Source organism: Polaromonas sp. (genome assembly GCF_016185115.1).
GTDB lineage: Bacteria > Pseudomonadota > Gammaproteobacteria > Burkholderiales > Burkholderiaceae_C > Polaromonas.
This window is the reverse complement of sequence record NZ_JACPOF010000004.1, coordinates 87019-103295: the sequence shown is the minus strand read 5'-3', so window position 1 is coordinate 103295 and position 16277 is coordinate 87019. Positions and strand designations below refer to the sequence as shown.

General features: G+C 60.8%; 17 protein-coding genes. 11 read left to right on the top strand and 6 right to left on the bottom strand.

Features of this window, described 5'->3' with window-relative positions:
• Window positions 1–101 precede the first annotated feature (101 nt).
• Window positions 102–851: a 30S ribosomal protein S2 gene (gene rpsB, locus HYX42_RS01230; RefSeq protein WP_293398780.1), complete on the bottom strand. Its 750-nt coding sequence runs from the start codon at window positions 849–851 to the stop codon at window positions 102–104.
• A 152-nt stretch (window positions 852–1003) separates the two neighbouring features.
• On the opposite strand from rpsB, the gene HYX42_RS01225 reads away from it, so the two are divergent.
• From HYX42_RS01225 to HYX42_RS01215, 3 genes are all read left to right on the top strand, one after another.
• Window positions 1004–2341 (top strand): amidase, encoded by a 1338-nt coding sequence (locus HYX42_RS01225; protein WP_293398779.1) that lies wholly within the window; start codon window positions 1004–1006, stop codon window positions 2339–2341.
• 113 nt (window positions 2342–2454) lie between these two features.
• The gene (locus HYX42_RS01220; RefSeq protein WP_293398778.1) at window positions 2455–3714 is read left to right on the top strand and encodes a D-amino acid dehydrogenase; all 1260 of its coding nucleotides are present in this window, start codon (window positions 2455–2457) and stop codon (window positions 3712–3714) included.
• A gap of 37 nt (window positions 3715–3751) precedes the next feature.
• Window positions 3752–5278, top strand: a complete 1527-nt coding sequence (locus HYX42_RS01215) for an NAD(P)H-hydrate dehydratase (protein WP_293398777.1) — start codon at window positions 3752–3754, stop codon at window positions 5276–5278.
• A gap of 248 nt (window positions 5279–5526) precedes the next feature.
• Here HYX42_RS01215 and ybaL read toward each other — a convergent pair whose 3' ends face one another.
• The gene (gene ybaL / locus HYX42_RS01210; protein WP_293398776.1) at window positions 5527–7221 is read right to left on the bottom strand and encodes a YbaL family putative K(+) efflux transporter; all 1695 of its coding nucleotides are present in this window, start codon (window positions 7219–7221) and stop codon (window positions 5527–5529) included.
• 203 nt (window positions 7222–7424) lie between these two features.
• Window positions 7425–8210 (bottom strand): DUF2726 domain-containing protein, encoded by a 786-nt coding sequence (locus tag HYX42_RS01205; protein WP_293398775.1) that lies wholly within the window; start codon window positions 8208–8210, stop codon window positions 7425–7427.
• 376 nt (window positions 8211–8586) lie between these two features.
• Between HYX42_RS01205 and HYX42_RS01200 the strand changes: the two genes are divergently transcribed.
• The 4 genes from HYX42_RS01200 to HYX42_RS01185 all read left to right on the top strand — a co-directional run bounded on the left by HYX42_RS01200 (window position 8587) and on the right by HYX42_RS01185 (window position 11787).
• Entirely contained in the window at window positions 8587–9477 is an 891-nt protein-coding gene (locus HYX42_RS01200; protein ID WP_293398774.1) for a dienelactone hydrolase family protein, read from the top strand.
• 570 nt (window positions 9478–10047) lie between these two features.
• Entirely contained in the window at window positions 10048–10641 is a 594-nt protein-coding gene (locus HYX42_RS01195) for a cytochrome b/b6 domain-containing protein (protein ID WP_293398773.1), read from the top strand.
• 17 nt (window positions 10642–10658) lie between these two features.
• Window positions 10659–11450 carry a molybdopterin-binding protein gene (locus tag HYX42_RS01190; RefSeq protein ID WP_293398772.1) on the top strand — a complete coding sequence of 264 codons (792 nt, stop codon included), beginning with the start codon at window positions 10659–10661 and terminating at the stop codon, window positions 11448–11450.
• Window positions 11451–11532: 82 nt separating this feature from the next.
• Window positions 11533–11787, top strand: a complete 255-nt coding sequence (locus tag HYX42_RS01185; protein ID WP_293398771.1) for a pentapeptide MXKDX repeat protein — start codon at window positions 11533–11535, stop codon at window positions 11785–11787.
• A 157-nt stretch (window positions 11788–11944) separates the two neighbouring features.
• Here the strand turns inward: HYX42_RS01185 and HYX42_RS01180 are convergent, their stop codons facing one another.
• Window positions 11945–12166: a DUF3820 family protein gene (locus HYX42_RS01180; RefSeq protein ID WP_293398770.1), complete on the bottom strand. Its 222-nt coding sequence runs from the start codon at window positions 12164–12166 to the stop codon at window positions 11945–11947.
• Between the two features lie 234 nt (window positions 12167–12400).
• Here HYX42_RS01180 and HYX42_RS01175 point away from each other — a divergent pair, with 234 nt between their 5' ends.
• Together HYX42_RS01175 and HYX42_RS01170 are read left to right on the top strand one after the other, a co-directional pair.
• Window positions 12401–13741, top strand: coding sequence for a multicopper oxidase domain-containing protein (locus tag HYX42_RS01175; protein ID WP_293399987.1), 1341 nt, complete (start codon window positions 12401–12403; stop codon window positions 13739–13741).
• Complete coding sequence (locus HYX42_RS01170; RefSeq protein ID WP_293398769.1) at window positions 13738–14151, top strand: hypothetical protein; 414 nt, start codon at window positions 13738–13740, stop codon at window positions 14149–14151. Before HYX42_RS01175 ends, HYX42_RS01170 begins: the two co-directional genes overlap by 4 nt.
• On the opposite strand, the gene HYX42_RS01165 is transcribed toward HYX42_RS01170, so the two are convergent.
• Both HYX42_RS01165 and HYX42_RS01160 read right to left on the bottom strand, forming a co-directional pair.
• Window positions 14148–14531: a translation initiation factor Sui1 gene (locus HYX42_RS01165; RefSeq protein WP_293398768.1), complete on the bottom strand. Its 384-nt coding sequence runs from the start codon at window positions 14529–14531 to the stop codon at window positions 14148–14150. The genes HYX42_RS01170 and HYX42_RS01165 overlap by 4 nt on opposite strands.
• A 19-nt stretch (window positions 14532–14550) precedes the next feature.
• Window positions 14551–14808 (bottom strand): hypothetical protein, encoded by a 258-nt coding sequence (locus HYX42_RS01160; RefSeq protein WP_293398767.1) that lies wholly within the window; start codon window positions 14806–14808, stop codon window positions 14551–14553.
• A 381-nt stretch (window positions 14809–15189) separates the two neighbouring features.
• On the opposite strand from HYX42_RS01160, the gene HYX42_RS01155 reads away from it, so the two are divergent.
• Together HYX42_RS01155 and HYX42_RS01150 are read left to right on the top strand one after the other, a co-directional pair.
• Window positions 15190–15789, top strand: a complete 600-nt coding sequence (locus tag HYX42_RS01155) for a 3'-5' exonuclease (protein ID WP_293398766.1) — start codon at window positions 15190–15192, stop codon at window positions 15787–15789.
• Window positions 15790–16002: 213 nt separating this feature from the next.
• Window positions 16003–16230: a CsbD family protein gene (locus HYX42_RS01150; RefSeq protein WP_293398765.1), complete on the top strand. Its 228-nt coding sequence runs from the start codon at window positions 16003–16005 to the stop codon at window positions 16228–16230.
• Window positions 16231–16277 lie beyond the last annotated feature (47 nt).

The following is a 16277-nucleotide window of genomic DNA, read 5'->3' as shown; positions in this document are numbered from 1 at the left end:
CGGGGTTGAAGCACACGCCCAACCCGCCATCCAAAATCATTCACTTGTGAAAAAGGGGCTACGCGAGCCCCTTTTTCGCGTCTTGCGCAATGCCGGAACAATCAGGCAGCAGCGTTCACTTCCACGAATTCGTCGGCGCTTTCGGGCTGGGCCATCTTCACGACGTCGTTGACGGCGTTGGCGCGGCCTTCGATGATGGCGTCGGCAATGCCGCGTGCGTACAGGGCCACAGCCTTGGACGAGTCATCATTGCCGGGGATCACGTAGTCGATGCCGATAGGCGAGTGGTTGGAGTCAACCACGCCGATCAGCGGGATGCCCAGCTTCTTGGCTTCGAGCACGGCGATCTTGTGGAAGCCCACGTCGATCACAAAAATCGCGTCCGGCAGTGCAGCCATGTCCTGGATGCCGCCGATGTCCTTTTCAAGCTTTTCGATTTCGCGCTTGAAGGTCAGCTGTTCTTTTTTGCTGATGGAATCGAGGCCGGCTTCCTGCTGGGCCTTCATTTCCTTCAGGCGCTTGATGGAGGTCTTGACCGTCTTGAAGTTGGTCAGCATGCCGCCCAGCCAGCGCTGGTCAACGAAGGGCACGCCAGCGCGCTTTGCTTCGGTGGCAACGATTTCACGGGCCTGGCGCTTGGTGCCGACCATCAGGATGGTGCCGCGGTTGGCAGACAGCTGTTTCGCGAACTTCATCGCGTCCTGGTACATCGGGAGCGATTTTTCCAGGTTGATGATGTGGATGCGGTTGCGATGACCGAAGATGTACGGGGCCATCTTGGGGTCCCAGAAGCGGGTTTGGTGTCCGAAATGGACGCCGGCTTCCAGCATTTCGCGCATGGTGGTTGACATATGAATACTCCAAAGGTTGTGTCTAAAATCAGCGCTTATCGCGAAGCCCATATGACGGGGCCCGGCAACACCTTGAATGGCTGATTTGCGATTTGCCGCAGACAACACGGCGTCATCTGCAAAGCCAGTCGAGTATAACACCTTCCCACCCAATGAGCCAGCCACCGACACCTGCCGATATCCACAGCACCCTGGAGCTGGTCAAGGCGGGTCAAACCAGCCCGGCCCAGGTTCTGGAAAACGCCCTGAAAACGTCCGCAAGTGCTGCCTGCCGGCACGTTTACATGCCCGGTTTTGAGCCCCAACGCGCGCCAGCAGGCCCTTCCAGCGACATTCAGGGGCCGCTTTCCGGCATCCCTTTCTCGGTCAAGGACCTGTTTGACATCGCTGGCCAGCCCACCAGGGCGGGTTCCAAGGTGCTGGCGGATGCAGCACCGGCAGAAGCAACCTGCCCCGCGGTAGCGCGCCTGCTGGCCGCCGGCGGCGTACTGGCCGGCCGCACCAACATGGTCGAATTCGCCTTTTCGGGCGTCGGCATCAACCCGCACTACGGCACGCCGGTCAACCCGGCGGATCAGGTTGTAGACCGCATTCCAGGCGGGTCGTCTTCGGGCGCGGCCGTCTCGGTAGCTACGGGCGCGGCGCTGATTGGCCTGGGCTCGGACACGGGCGGCTCGATCCGCATACCGGCGGCGCTGTGCGGCATCGTTGGTTTTAAAAGCACGGCCAGGCTGGTGCCGACAGAAGGCGCACTGCCGCTATCGACCACGCTGGACACCGTCAGCGCCCTCACCCGCACCGTGCGCGATGCCATCACCGTGCATGAAGTGTTGGCCGCGCGCAGCGTCAACCTGGCAGGCAAGCCCCTTTCATCCTGCCGTTTTGGCGTACCGCGTACATGGATGCTGGACGGCGTGGATGCTACGGTCGCCGCCGCCTTCGAGCGCACGCTTGCACAGTTGCAGCAGGCGGGCGCAGAAATTGAATACACCACACTCGAAGACATCGCGGAGCTGGCAGCCATCAACGCCACCGGCGGCCTGTCTGCTGCCGAGAGCTATGCCTGGCACCGCGAGCTGATTGCAAGACACGAAGCGCAATACGATCAGCGCGTAGCGGTACGCATCCTCAAGGGCGCGGGCATGAGCGCTGCCGACTACATCACCCTGCTTGCCGCCCGAAAGAGCTGGATCGGTCGCATGGAGGAGCAACTGGAGGGCTATGACGCGATGCTCTCGCCCACTGTGCCCATCGTCGCGCCGCCCATCGCCAGCCTTGCCGATGACACCGAATTTTTCCGCGTCAATGGCCTGCTGCTTCGCAACACCGCGGTGGTTAACATGCTCGATGGCTGCTCGATATCCCTGCCCTGCCACGACCGCAGCGAACTTCCCGTCGGCCTGATGATCTGGCAATCTGCCATGAAAGACGATGCAGTGCTGGGCCTGGCCCTGCAGGTCGAAGCCCTGTTGCAGCCGCAACCCCAATAAAACCGGCGTCCGCCATGCGGATTGCCGGTTTTTCGAATCCCGGAAACACCAACAACAATGACCCCCCGTATTTATAGCGCTGCCCTGTGGATGTGCAACAGGACGGAGCGCGCATGAAAATTGCCGTTATCGGCGCCGGCATCGTCGGCATCACCACCGCTTATGAGCTCGCTGCAGACGGCCATGAGGTCACGGTTTTTGAGAGACGCGGCGCCGCTGCTGAAGAAACCAGTTTTGCCAACGCAGGCGTGGTCGCCCCCGGCTATGTCACGCCCTGGGCCGCACCCGGCATGCCGGGCAAGGTGTTCAGCCACCTGTTCAGCCGCCATGCGCCCGTCAAGATAGGCCTGCCGCTGTCCGGCAGCGACATCGCGTGGATGTGGAAATGGTGGCGCGCCTGCAAGCTCGACACCTACCTGGCCAACCGCGCACGCCTGCAGCGACTGGCTTTTTACAGCCGCGAACGTCTGCACCACCTGACGGCTGAACTGCAGCTTGAATACGACCGCAGCCCCGGCTACATGGTCTTGCTGCGCAGTGAAAAAGACAGCAAGCTGGTGCAGCCCGGCCTGCAGGTATTGCGTGAAGCCGGTGTGAGTTTCAAGGAAATGCCTGCCGACGAGGTGCGCAAGATTGAACCGGCCATCAACACCGACACGCAGTTCCTGGGCGGCATTCATCTGCCCAATGACGAGGTCGCCAACTGCCGCCAGTTCGCGCTGCTGCTCAAGAACGAGGCCCAGCGCTCAGGCGTGAATTTCGAGTTCAACACTGATGTTGCGCATATCGACAAATCAGGCCCGGGACGGTTGCTCATCAAGGGCGAGACTTCGCCGCGCAGCTTTGACCGCATCGTCATGTGCGCGGGACTGGCATCCGCGCGGCTCTTGAGGCCCATGGGCCTGAAGATCCCCATGGCAGCCGTCTATGGTTATTCGATCAGCGCGCCTATCCGTGAGCCGCTCAATGCGCCGCGCTCCTCGTTGATGGACGAGCGCTACAAGGTGGCCATCTCGCGCCTGGGCAACCGGGTGCGCGTGGCCGGCAGCGCCGAGATCGGCGGCACGCTGGAGGGCAAACGCGCCGCGTCCATACAGACGCTTTACAAGGTTCTGCACGACTGGTTTCCCGGCGCGGCGCAGCATTCGAATACAGGCGCGAGCGTGCAGGAGTGGAAAGGGGCACGCCCCATGCTCCCGGACGGCCCGCCCATCATTGGCAACAGCGGCATCGCCGGGCTGTGGCTCAACCTGGGGCATGGCTCCAGCGGATGGGCGCTCAGTTGCGGCAGCGCGCGTGCGCTGGCCGACATGATGGCAGGCAGGAAGCCCGACATCGACATGGAAGGCCTGGACATCAGCCGCCTGGCCTGACGCCTGAAACAGCCGGGCGCTGCAGCACAATCAGGCCATGCAGCGAATCACCCGTTTCACCAGAGCCACAAGCCTCCCGCTTTACAGCGTCGCCACCACCCGTGCGATGGAACAACAGGCTGCCGCCGCCCTGCCCGCGCACACGCTGATGCAGCGTGCAGGGCTGGCCACCGCAAAACTCGCGCTGGCCCTCGCACCGCATGCACAGCGCATCTGGATCGCCTGCGGCCCCGGCAACAACGGCGGCGACGGTTTTGAGGCGGCGCTACATCTGCACCGCTGGGGCAAAAACGTGGTGTTGACCTGGACAGGTCCCTCAACGGGCTTGGCCGGCAAGGCAGCTTTGCCGCCTGACGCACAGCTCTCACACGGGCGCGCCCTGGCAGCAGGCGTGCCCGTGGCAGAGCAGCCACCCGCTGACTTTGACTTCTGCATTGATGCCCTGCTGGGCATAGGCGCAACAGCAGACCCCCAGCGCCCCGGCAGCGCAAAAATTCATGCCTGGCTGGCACTGATCCAGGCCAGCGGCCAGCCCTGCCTCTGCGTGGATGTACCCACGTGGCTGGATGCCGACACCGGGCACATCCTGCCATCGTCGAACGCCTCATCATCCGGCAGGCGTTTTACCTTGAGCCTGCTGACGCTCAAACCCGGTCTTTTCACGGCGCAAGGTCGCGACTGCGCAGGCGAGGTCTGGTTTGATGACCTTGGCGTCACGACTAGCCCCCCTCCCGACGCCCGGCTGCTGGGCGAAGACCGCGCGCTGCCGCGCTCACGGGTCCTCGCCACGCACGCCAGCCACAAAGGCAGCTTCGGCGATGTAGCCGTCATCGGCGGCGAATCGACCGCCAGAAGCCACATGGCTGGCGCTGCACTGCTGGCGGCGCGGGCAGCACTTTTCAACGGTGCGGGCCGGGTGTTTGTGGCCCTGCTGGGTGAGGAAGGCCAGACCGCGCTGACGGTGGACCCCGTTCAACCCGAGCTCATGTTTCGCAGCCCGGATGCGCTTGACCTGAAAACCCAGGTGGTCGTCTGCGGCTGTGGTGGCGGTGAGGCTGTCAGGGCCGTGCTGCCCAAAGTGCTGTCGAGTGCACCGCGCCTGGTGCTGGACGCCGATGCGCTCAATGCCATTGCCAGCGACAGCGCCTTGCAGACGCTGCTGAAGGCGCGGCATGGACGCGGCTACAAGACCGTGCTCACACCGCACCCGCTGGAAGCCGCGCGGCTGGCAGGCATCACAGCAGCCGATGTGCAGGCCAACCGGCTCAAGGTCGCGGCGCAACTGGCTGAAAGTTTCGGCGTGGTGGTGGTGCTCAAAGGCTCAGGCAGCGTGATCGCGTCACCAGGCCAGACCAGCTGCATCAACCCCACAGGCAATGCGCTGCTGGCGACTGCCGGTACGGGCGATGTGCTGGCAGGCATGGTGGGGGCGGCCATGGCCGGCGGGCAGCAGGCTTTTGAAGCCGCCTGTTCGGCGGTGTTTACACACGGGCGGATGGCGGACGACTGGCTGGTAAATCGGCCGCACGAGAATTTGACGGCTTCGGCGCTTTGCCGGGTTTGACGGCCGCGCTGTCCAGCATCCGGGCAGCCTGCAATCACCAGGGCCTGTAAACGAAAGAGCAAAATTGCTATCAATTACGTAGCTGCTCACGTGCGTATTTATTGGCCTGCAGCCCGATTTGGCACTTAGAAATGGCCATTTTTCGCGCTTTTTCGGTGGTTTTTGGCCTTCAACCCGTGGTTGCAGGGGCTCGGAAACAGCTGTTATAGCTATAACAGCTGTTTTTCGAAAAAAACTGCTGGCAGGCGTCAAGCAGGCTCAGGCCCCACCCGCTCAAGCACATGCCGCGTCATCGACAACGCGAGTTCGTGTTCACCCAGAAATATGTGCCCGGCATTCTCGGTGGCCAGCAGCTTCGCCTCAGCCTCGCTGTGCGTACGCACCACGGTCTCTATGGTCGGGTTCAACGCCCGTGCCGACGCGATCATCTGGCGCACATCCAGCGTGTCTGGCGTGGCGATCACCAGCATGCGGGCATGCGCGATGTGGGCCTGTATCAGCACATCAGGCTCTGCGGCGTCACCCGAAACTGCGGGGATGCCCTGGGCGCGCAGGCGCTCGACCATCTCGCGGTTTTGCTCGGCCACCACAAAGGGAATCTGCCTGGCCGTCAGGGCCTCCGCTATGCGCCGCCCCACCCTGCCGTAGCCCACCAGCACGACGTGCTTCGCCAGGTATTTGGCTTCGGTCGTCGCAGGCAGCTCGGCTGTCGGGTCGTCGCGTGCCTCCAGCTTGCGGGCCAGCGGTGATTTGGCCAGTAGCCATTTCTGCAGCGGCGACACGGCCTTGAAAACCAGCTCGTTGGTGGCAATCGAAATCAGCGCGCCCGCCAGCACCAGGCTTTGCCCCTCGGGCGGCAGCAAACCCAAGAATGCGCCCAGCCCGACCAGGATGAAAGAGAACTCGCCAATCTGCGCCAGGCTGGCCGACACCGTCAGTGCGGTGTTGAGCGGATAGCGGAAAGCCATGACAAGCATGCCCGCCGCCAGCGACTTGCCCACCACGATGATGCCAACCACTGCCAGCACCTGCAGCGGCCGCTCGATGATCACCCACGGGTCGAACAGCATGCCGACCGATACAAAAAACAGGACCGCAAAAGCGTCACGCAGCGGCAGCGACTCTTCCGCCGCACGGTGGCTGAACTCCGACTCACGCATCACCATGCCTGCAAAAAAGGCACCGAGCGCAAACGACACGCCGAACAGCATGGTCGAGCCGTAGGCAATGCTGACTGCCGCAGCCACCACGCACAGCGTGAACAGCTCGCGCGAGCCGGTGCGCTGCACCTGCCACAACACCCACGGGAAGAAGCGCCTGCCCACCACCAGCATCAGCGCCACAAAACCGCCCACCTGCAGCAGGGTGACGCCCAGCGTCTTCCAGAGGGCATTCACATCAGAGCCCGCCTTGCCAGACAGCCAGCCGCCCAGCGGCGGCAGCATCACAAGCACCAGCACCATGGCCAGGTCTTCAACCACCAGCCAGCCGACAGCGATGCGGCCGTTGGCGGAGTCCAGAATGTTGCGACTCTCCAGCGCGCGCAGCAACACCACGGTACTGGCGCATGACAGCGACAGGCCAAACACCAGGGCACCGCCCAGGTTCCAGCCCCACCAGTGCGCCAGCCCCATGCCCAATGCAGTCGCCACGGTCATCTGGACCACGGCGCCCGGCACGGCGATCTTGCGCACCGCCAGCAAATCGTCCAGCGAAAAATGCAGACCCACACCAAACATCAGCAACATCACACCGATTTCGGCCAGCTGGCTGGCAATTTCGGCATCAGCCACAAAACCCGGTGTGAAAGGGCCGATGACAACGCCAGCAAGCAAATAGCCGACGAGGGCCGGCAGGCGTAGCCGCGCAGCAATAAAACCAAAGATGAGGGCCAGGCCAAGACCGGCGGCGATAGTACTGATCAGCGAAACGCTGTGGGGCATGCGGTGAATCCTTTAGAAAAGATGGCATGCAGCACAGCCGGGGCTGCAACTACAAAAACGTGATGGGTAAAGCGCAATACGCGTGGCACGCAATGCGAAATGACAGCAAAGAATTTACACCATGCCCGCGAAAAAATGGCGAAAGCCATTACGCAGCCGCCGTATTTAGCTCCCTCCCCGGCGCGCAGTGCCAGAGCGGAAAACTAGCTCAGCTTTGCAGGCCGGCTTTCATCCATGCCGATAAATGAGTCATCCCACTGCTGCGGGAAACGGTCAGGCTTCCTCGTGGTGAAAGACCCGGTGCCATCGGGGTTAAAACCCGCCGGTTGCGTTTTGGGCTCGGGTTTGACGTCGTTGCCCTTGTTGAGCTCCCTGAGCGCAGCATCTTTTGCAGCCAGGCGCTTTTGCCGGGTGAAGCTGTCCAGGTCAGCGTGGAAGCTGCTGTCCCCGCCCCTGGTCGGCTGGTGCTCGACCTGCTCTTCCACCTCCACCTCACCCAGAAAGGCAGCACGCATCGCGCTGCCACTGGGCAATGCCGTACTGCGAACCAGCGTGTAGGCGATGCGGCAGTCTTCCAGCAACGATTCCTTGACCTGACGGGCCGACTTGCTGATGCCACGTTTGCCCGGCACATCGACACAACCGACCACGTTGCCATTGGCAGTGCAGATGGTGAAGGTGCAGTAGACGCCGCCCAGCAAATCCTGCCAGCGTTTGCCGCCGCCGTTTTTGTCAAGGTCTGTCGGTTTGGTGAAACGCAGCACAGGCAGCTTGATCATCACCATGTGGTCATGAAAAGTCGTGCGCAGCCACTTCAGCACTTCGTATTCTTCATTGGTGATCAGCACCCGGGAAACCAGGGGCCATTTGTCCGGCAGGCGAAGCGACTCGCTGGCCTGCCTGCGTAGCCACCAGACATATCCGCCTATGCCGATCACGGCGCCCAGCAGCAAGCCGAGAAAGGTCATGAGCAAGCCAGTCAGGTTCACGGTAACTCCTGTTGTTGTGTTTTCAAGGCAGTCCGCCCGGGCCACCTGCACAGTGTTCCGTGCGTTTTGATGGTACTCGCGCCGGCGTGGCCATTCCCACACCTGTTACGCCTGCACAACTTACTGTTACCACCGGTTTCAAACTATAGGATCAAAACAGCCCCGGAAGGCAAAACCCCGCCGGTCGTTGTTGTCCCAACGCAACCAGCTACGCTTTCCATAGCGCACGAAAAGGGGGCCCCACGCAGCGACAGGCAGGGGAAAGCCGGGTGTCCATGGTTCACCGCGAGCGTTATGCTGCGATCTCCAAGGCAGCCTTGACGCCGGCGCAGCCTCAGGATTCTTGTCACCCAACCCACCGCAAGGAGCGATAGCCATGCAACTGAAGACCGCCCAGGATTTCGACCAGGAACTGCTGATTCTTTTTGATGCCTATGTGCACGGCACCATAGACCGGCGCGGTTTTCTTGACCGGGCGCAGAAGTTTGCGGTCGGCGGCGTGACGGCGGCCGGCCTGCTCGCGGCCCTGAGCCCCGACTTCGCCCGTGCGCAGGTCGTGCCCAAGGACGACAAACGCATCCAGGCCGCGATGATTGAATACCCATCAACCGCGGGCAACGGCACCATGAAAGGTTATCTGGCAAAACCTGCCGGCATGACGGGCAAGCTCCCCACGGTGCTGGTCATTCATGAAAACCGCGGCCTCAACCCCCACATTGAAGACATCACCCGCCGCCTGGCGCTCGACAACTTTGTCGCCTTCGCGCCTGACGCCCTCACCCCACTGGGCGGTTACCCAGGCGATGAAGACAAGGCGCGCGAACAGTTCGCCAAACTCGACCAGAAAAAAGCGCTGGAGGATTTTGTCGCGGGCGCCAACTTCCTGAAGAACCGACCTGAGTCAAACGGCAAGATCGGCGCAGTCGGCTTTTGCTACGGCGGCGGCATGGTGCACATGCTCTCGGTGCGCATGCCCGAGCTCAATGCAGGCGTGCCCTTCTACGGCAACCAGCCATCACCCGCCGATGCCGCCAAGGTCAAGGCACCCCTGCTGATGCATTTCGCCGCTGTTGACGAACGCATCAACGCCTCGTGGCCAGCCTATGAAGCAGCGCTCAAGGCCGCCAATGTGCCGCACACCGCGTACCAGTACCCCGGCACCCAGCACGGCTTCAACAATGACACCACGCCGCGCTTTGATGCAGCCGCCGCCAAACTGGCCTGGGGACGGACCCTGGAGTTCTTTAACAAGAACCTCAGGATGTAAATGGCCCCCACGGTCGCTCACTGCGTGTAGCTCCCTGCCCCCCGAGGGGGCCGCTGCGCCTGCGGCCTGGCAAAGCCAGTTCCGCGGCCCCTGCTTGCAAAGAAGAGCCCCCACGCCCGCTCACCGCGTGTAGCTTCCTGCCCCCCGAGGGGGCCGCTGCGCCTGCGGCCTGGCAAAGCCAGTTCCGCGGCTTCTGCTTGCGACGAAGAGCCCCCACGCCCGCTCACCGCGTGTAGCTCCCTGCCCCCCGAGGGGGCCGCTGCGCCTGCGGCCTGGCAAAGCCAGTTCCGCGGCCCCTGCTTGCAAAGAAGAGCCCCCACGCTCGCTCACTGCGTGTAGCTCCCTGCCCCCCGAGGGGGCCGCTGCGCCTGCGGCCTGGCAAAGCCAGTTCCGCGGCCCCTGCTTGCGAAGAAGAACCCCCCACGGTCGCTCACTTCGTATAGCTTGCCCCGCGTGCTTCAGGCACCTTGATCCCAAAAAAAATCAAAACAGTTGTAAGACCTGGCGTATTGCCGCGACCAATCCTGCAAATACAACAAAGCGGCAAGACCGCAAAACGAGGACCTCACCATGAGCACCAAACCCTTGATACACCCCGGCTGGCTGCGCGCCATGCACTGGCTCAATGCCATTGCGGTCGTGCTGCTGATGATGAGCGGCTGGCGCATCTATAACGCGACGGCGTTTCTCGGTTTCGCCATACCGGCAGACATCACCCTGGGCGGCTGGCTGGGCGGCGCCCTGATGTGGCACTTTGCCGCCATGTGGGTGCTGATTTTCAACGGCTTGCTCTATTTGGCTTTCAACATCTTCAGCAAGCGCCTGTTTCACAAATTCTTTCCGCTCTCGCCACGCGCACTGGTGGCCGACATGCTGGCGGCGCTCAAGGGAAAGCTGGCGCATGCCGACCCCACCCACTACAACGCAGTGCAGCGCCTGGCCTACCTTTTTGTGATGGTAGACAGCATCGTGCTTGTGCTGTCCGGCCTGGTGCTGTGGAAGTCGGTTCAGTTCCCCATCCTGCGTGAGTTCATGGGTGGCTATGAAGGCGCACGCTTCGTCCACTTCTTTTCAATGGCCGGCCTCGCAGCCTTCGTCGTCATCCACGTTGTCATGGTCGCACTGGTACCGAAAACGCTGGTCTACATGGTTCGCGGACGCTAGGCGCCAGGAGAAATCTCATGAACATCAAACAAGCCCGCAAGCTCGGCATCGATTCAGATGCAGTTTTGAAAGAAGCTGTCGACCGCATCGCCATCGCCAACAAGCTGAGCAACCCCCGCCGCAATTTTCTGCGTTCAACGCTCACGCTGGGCGGCCTGTCCATGCTGACCGGTTGCGTGCTGGACGACAGCGCCAGCATCAATGCCGCCCTGGGCCGCATATCCCGTATCAACGACGATTTGCAGGGACTGCTTTTCGATCCCAACCGGCTGGCCCCAACCTACCCCGAGTCGATGATCACCCGGCCCTTCCCCTTCAATGCCTACTACGGCGAAGACGAAGTGCGTGTGGTTCCCGAGGAAGGCTTTCGCCTGGAAGTGGCGGGCATGGTCACCGACAAACGCAAGTGGTCGCTGCCGGAGCTGCGTGCCATGCCGCAGGCAGACCAGGTCACGCGCCACATCTGCGTCGAAGGCTGGAGCGCCATCGGCAAATGGGGCGGCGTGCCCTTCGCCAGCTTTCTCAAACTGATTGGCGCAGACACCACCGCAAAGTACGTCGGTTTCAAGTGTGCAGACGACTACTTCACCAGCATAGACATGCCAACCGCCCTGCACCCGCAGACGCTGCTGGCACTCACCTACGACGGCCAGGTGCTGCCGCCCAAATACGGCTTCCCGATGAAGCTGCGCATGCCCACCAAGCTGGGCTACAAAAATCCGAAACATATCCAGGCGATCTTTGTGACCAACACCTACCCTGGCGGCTACTGGGAAGACCAGGGCTACAACTGGTTCGGGGGCAGCTGAGCGATCGGCTTACCCCAGACGCGGCACATCCCTGTGCCATTCATTCAACGATTGATCAATCATTTTTACCAAGGACGACAACATGAAAAACCTCACTGCAACCCTGATCTCCGCATGCGTGCTCTTCGCCGGCAGCGCCATGGCCCAGGACGCCATGAAAAAAGATGCCATGGGCAAGGATGCGATGGCAAAGCCTGAAGCCATGGCCAAAGACGGCATGAAGAAGGACAGCATGGCCAAGGACGGCATGAAAAAAGATGCCATGAAAAAAGACGCGATGGGCAAGGATGCAATGGCCAAGGACGGCATGGCCAAGAAAGACGAGATGAAAAAATAAACAGGTTCACCCCTGTTGAGGCTCACTGCGTGTAGCCTCCTCTCCCCTCTCAGGGGACGGCGCCTGCGGTCTGGCGAAGCCAGTCCCGCGGCCCCCGCTTGCCTAAACCCGTTACATCGTGCCTTTTCAAATCCAATGGCAAAACATGGCCGGCACTTCAACGGGGGTTTCTGCCTCTCAGCGGATCCAGCAACGGTTTGAGTCCGTTGCTGTCAATCTCCTGCATCAGGGCCAGCAGGCGCCCGATTTCACCCTTGGGAAAGCCTTCGCGGGCAAACCAGTTCAGGTAGTTGCCCGGCAGATCAGCAATCACCCTGCCCTTGTATTTTCCATAAGGCATCTCGCGGGTCAGCAAGAGTTCCAGTTGTTCGGAATCCATGGTCATGCAGAATGAGCAAAGGTTTTTGGCATGCCCCTATTGAGCACTTCATTGATCTGCATCATATAAAACTCCGCAGCCCGGGAACATCATGCAAGCGACCAACCATTACAAAAGGCGCCATCGATGTACACCGCAATCTGCCGTTTTCTCGCGGGGTGCAGCGCTGCATTCGCCCTGTGTGCCTGCAATCCAGCACCTACAGCCGTGGTTGATCGCTACGATCCGGCCAGCATGGACCTGAAACCAGCCCCGGCCCGGCTCAGCAACGAACGGCACACCGGCGCGTTTGCCAGCGGTGCCTCCCTGAACATGAGTGCGGCGCTCAAGCCGCTAGACCCAGAACCCGTCAAAGTGATCAGGCTCGACACAACCCACAAGATCATTGAAATCGCCCCCGGCGTGAAGTTCAGCGCCTGGACATTTGGCGACCAGGTGCCTGGTCCGGCGATTCGGGCACGGGTGGGCGACAAGATCCGCTTCAGCATGACCAACCGCAGCGATGAAGTTGCACCCGGCATCGCCATGACAGCCGCGCCAATGATGCATTCCATGGACTTTCACGCAGCCATGGTCTCACCCCAGGACAAGTACCGTTCGGTGGCACCGGGGCAGACCATAGAGTTTGAGTTCACGCTCAATTACCCGGGGGTCTTCATGTACCACTGCGGCACGCCGATGATTCTTGAACACATCGCCTCGGGCATGTACGGCGCGGTGATTGTGGAACCGCGTGAAGGCTACCCAACCAAGGTGGACCGCGAATACCTGGTTGTCCAAAGCGAGTTTTACGCCAGGCCCGATGCGGATGGCCGCAAGGCTGACGGTGCGCCGCTCTATGTGCTTGACAACGAACGCCTGAAGGCCGCGCAGCCAACGCATACCGTGTTTAACGGCGTTCATAACGGCATGGTGAAAAATCCGCTGCCCGCCAAACCGGGCGAACGCGTCAGGCTGTTTGTACTCAACGTGGGTCCAAGCAGGACATCCAGCTTTCACGTGGTTGGAACGATTTTTGACCGCGTCTGGATGGACGGCAACCCCGACAACCAGATGCGCGGCATGCAGACGGTGCTGCTGGGCTCCAGCAACAGCGCGATTGTTGAAATGATCATCCCGGAAGCCGGCTCCTACATCATGGTGGATCACCACTTCGCCAACGCTTCACAGGGCGCTGTCGGCCTGATATCTACCGAAGATAAACCAAAAGAAAGCGAACTGGAACACCACAACATGGAGGCCACAGCCACGCCAAAAGACGCGGGCACGGCCGCAGGCAAGCTGGCGTTTGAAAGCAAATGCCTGGCCTGCCATTCAATTGGCCAGGGCAAAAAGCTCGGGCCCGACCTCGCTGGCGTGACCGGACGGCGCACCGACGCCTGGCTGGCGCAATGGCTCAAGTCACCCGACAAGATGCTGCAGACCGATGCCGATGCCAAGGCCATGCTCAAGGAATACAACAACATTCCCATGCCCAACCAGGGCCTGGGGGACGCCGAGATCCGGCAATACATGGCCTATTTTCACTGGGTCGATGCGCAGGCGGGCAAGCCCCAGGCGGGGGCCGGCAAATGAAAGTTCGACTCACCCGCCATGCGCTCTGTCTGTGGCTGGCACTGGCTGGCACGGCAGCCGTCGCCTGTGGCTACTGCGTCGAAGACCGCATCGCGGCGGTGTACGACCATGCCCTGCTTCAACGCACGCTGGCCAACAAGCACCAGATGGCCTTTTTTGCATGGGATGGCCCCGTCACACGCAACGAAGCAATGCGCCAGAAAATAATCGCACTTGGTGAGGCCACAGCGGGCGTGGACAAAGGCAGCACACGCGTGTCCATGGAGCCAGCAGCGCTGGCTGTCGCGTTTGACCCGCAGCGCAGCAACGTTCAAAGCGTGCAGGCCGGACTGCAAAAAATGCTGGGGCCCATCAGGCTGTCAGTCACGCTGTTACAGCCACCCTCTGCTGCCATCAAATCGCCCGGCTAGCCGCCTGCCCTTTTGACGAGATGGCCCTGCTTCTGCAGCGCCGCCATCACGGTGTCGACATGGTCACCCTGCACTTCTATCACGCCTTCCTTCACGGTGCCGCCAGAACCGCAGGCAGTCTTCAGTTGTTTGCCGACCTGTGCAAGTGCGTCAGCATCCAGCGCCAGGCCTTTCACAAGCGTCACGCTCTTGCCACCCCGGCCCTTGGTCTCGCGGCTCACGCGCACCACCCCGTCGCCTTTGGGGATCACCGACCGTTTGCAGGTACAGCTCGCTACCGGCTGGCGACAGTCAGGGCACATGCGGCCCGCGTCGGTTGAATACACCAGCCCACCCAGGCCGGCCAATCCACTCAATCCTGTTTTTGTCTTGCTGTTCATCAGGGTTCAATCCGGCACGTCAATCCGGCACAAAGAGTTTTTTGAATTTGATCTCGTCTTCAGGCAGCTCAAGCGTCACCAGTTGGCCATTCTTTTCATCGCTGAGCCTGTAGGCTGCAAAGAGGCTTGATTTGCCCTTGAAGCCGTAGCTATCCATGTCAATCAGCATGTAGGGGTAAGGCACAAACACCTGACATTCAAAAATGGTGCGATGGCGGTTGCGTGGTGACGGAAAGAGTTTGAACTCGTCCGTCGTGATGGCCTGGGCTGTTGCCATGAATGTTTGTACCGGTTATGTGGTGAGCAAAGGGAGTGTCATCGGGTTGAACAGGTAAGCTCTGTGGCTTGCGCACACAGGCTACGACAGCCTGAAGGCCTCGAGACCCTATTTTGATCCATACATGATTAGGGCCTGTTAACATTATTTTCAGGAGGTGCGTTGTGATTCAAAAGGGCTGTGCGCAAGGCGCAAAACGCAGCCGGGGTAGACCCCGGCAAGGCTTTGCAACGCCGCGCACGGCCCTTTTGATCACAACCCGCAGGGAACGGGGTAAAAACAGCGCCACTCAGCGTTGCACTCCTAGGCAAGGCAGGAGCCTTGCCGTCGTCGCGCGCCTTGATTGGCGCTGTTTTTACCCCGTTCGCACTCCTGAAAATAATGTTAACAGGCCCTAAACTCCACACACCCAGCAAGGAAGAAATTGCACTGCTTGAAGTCTTTGACCGGCTGGACCTGAACCAGATCCAGGTCGTGGCTACGCCTGAACAGGCGGCCCAGGCATTGAAAGACCTGGCAGGCGAAACAGTGCTGGGCTTCGATACCGAATCCAAACCCACCTTCCTCAAGAACGAGGCCAGCGACGGGCCGCACATCGTACAGCTGTCAACGCTTGAAAAAGCCTGGATCTTCCAGCTCACCGATGCCGAATGCCGCCGCGCCGTCGGCGTGCTGCTCGAATCACCGCACATCATCAAGGCTGGCTTCGGCCTGGGCGATGACCGCCGCCGCATCATCCACAAGCTCGGTGTTGACCTGCAGGGCGTGCTGGAACTGAACGTGATTTTTCGCGAACGCGGCTACCGCAAGGACATGGGCGTACGCGGCGCAGTGGCTGTGCTGTTCAACAAGCGATTCATCAAGTCAAAAAAAGCCGCCACGTCAAACTGGGCCAATGACAGACTCAACGAGTCGCAACTTGTTTATGCCGCCAACGACGCATATGCTGCGCTGCGTGTGTACAAGGCCCTGGGTCTTTAGGGCAACACAGCACTCGACTGAACTCACATGCCTGGGCGTCCGGCATCACCTTGTCCATAGGCGTTTACACAGGCATGGCCGCATGTTTTTACCTGTAACGACGGTGTAGGCCGGTTCTGACAAAACGCTGCGGCGCATCCCTGCTTTGCAGAATTTTCATTGCCATTAACTTGAAGGCATGGAATTTTCCATGTCCAACCGAAAGGAAAACTCATGAACAAGGACCAGGTCAAAGGCAAGATCAAGGAAGCTGCTGGCGAGATCCAGGAGCACACCGGCAAGGCTTTGGGTAACAAACAAATGGAAGCCAAAGGCCACGCACGTGAATTTGCAGGCAAGGCACAGAAGACCGTCGGCGACGTGAAGGAAAACATTGAAGACGCAGCAGACAAGGCCAGGGATGCCGGCACCCAGTGGCACAAGGATCTGGACAAGCGCTGATCAGCGCCACGGCACTTGCATGGTGCCTCGACTTTTTAGATGCCCTG

What these genes read in the sequence shown, in the direction of transcription:
- rpsB (WP_293398780.1), bottom strand. Translation starts at nt 851, where the DNA reads ATGTCAACCACCATGCGCGAAATGCTGGAAGCCGGCGTCCATTTCGGA.
- HYX42_RS01225 (WP_293398779.1), top strand. Translation starts at nt 1,004, where the DNA reads ATGAGCCAGCCACCGACACCTGCCGATATCCACAGCACCCTGGAGCTG.
- HYX42_RS01220 (WP_293398778.1), top strand. Translation starts at nt 2,455, where the DNA reads ATGAAAATTGCCGTTATCGGCGCCGGCATCGTCGGCATCACCACCGCT.
- HYX42_RS01215 (WP_293398777.1), top strand. Translation starts at nt 3,752, where the DNA reads ATGCAGCGAATCACCCGTTTCACCAGAGCCACAAGCCTCCCGCTTTAC.
- ybaL (WP_293398776.1), bottom strand. Translation starts at nt 7,221, where the DNA reads ATGCCCCACAGCGTTTCGCTGATCAGTACTATCGCCGCCGGTCTTGGC.
- HYX42_RS01200 (WP_293398774.1), top strand. Translation starts at nt 8,587, where the DNA reads ATGCAACTGAAGACCGCCCAGGATTTCGACCAGGAACTGCTGATTCTT.
- HYX42_RS01195 (WP_293398773.1), top strand. Translation starts at nt 10,048, where the DNA reads ATGAGCACCAAACCCTTGATACACCCCGGCTGGCTGCGCGCCATGCAC.
- HYX42_RS01190 (WP_293398772.1), top strand. Translation starts at nt 10,659, where the DNA reads ATGAACATCAAACAAGCCCGCAAGCTCGGCATCGATTCAGATGCAGTT.
- HYX42_RS01185 (WP_293398771.1), top strand. Translation starts at nt 11,533, where the DNA reads ATGAAAAACCTCACTGCAACCCTGATCTCCGCATGCGTGCTCTTCGCC.
- HYX42_RS01180 (WP_293398770.1), bottom strand. Translation starts at nt 12,166, where the DNA reads ATGGATTCCGAACAACTGGAACTCTTGCTGACCCGCGAGATGCCTTAT.
- HYX42_RS01175 (WP_293399987.1), top strand. Translation starts at nt 12,401, where the DNA reads ATGGACCTGAAACCAGCCCCGGCCCGGCTCAGCAACGAACGGCACACC.
- HYX42_RS01170 (WP_293398769.1), top strand. Translation starts at nt 13,738, where the DNA reads ATGAAAGTTCGACTCACCCGCCATGCGCTCTGTCTGTGGCTGGCACTG.
- HYX42_RS01165 (WP_293398768.1), bottom strand. Translation starts at nt 14,531, where the DNA reads ATGAACAGCAAGACAAAAACAGGATTGAGTGGATTGGCCGGCCTGGGT.
- HYX42_RS01160 (WP_293398767.1), bottom strand. Translation starts at nt 14,808, where the DNA reads ATGGCAACAGCCCAGGCCATCACGACGGACGAGTTCAAACTCTTTCCG.
- HYX42_RS01155 (WP_293398766.1), top strand. Translation starts at nt 15,190, where the DNA reads ATGTTAACAGGCCCTAAACTCCACACACCCAGCAAGGAAGAAATTGCA.
- HYX42_RS01150 (WP_293398765.1), top strand. Translation starts at nt 16,003, where the DNA reads ATGAACAAGGACCAGGTCAAAGGCAAGATCAAGGAAGCTGCTGGCGAG.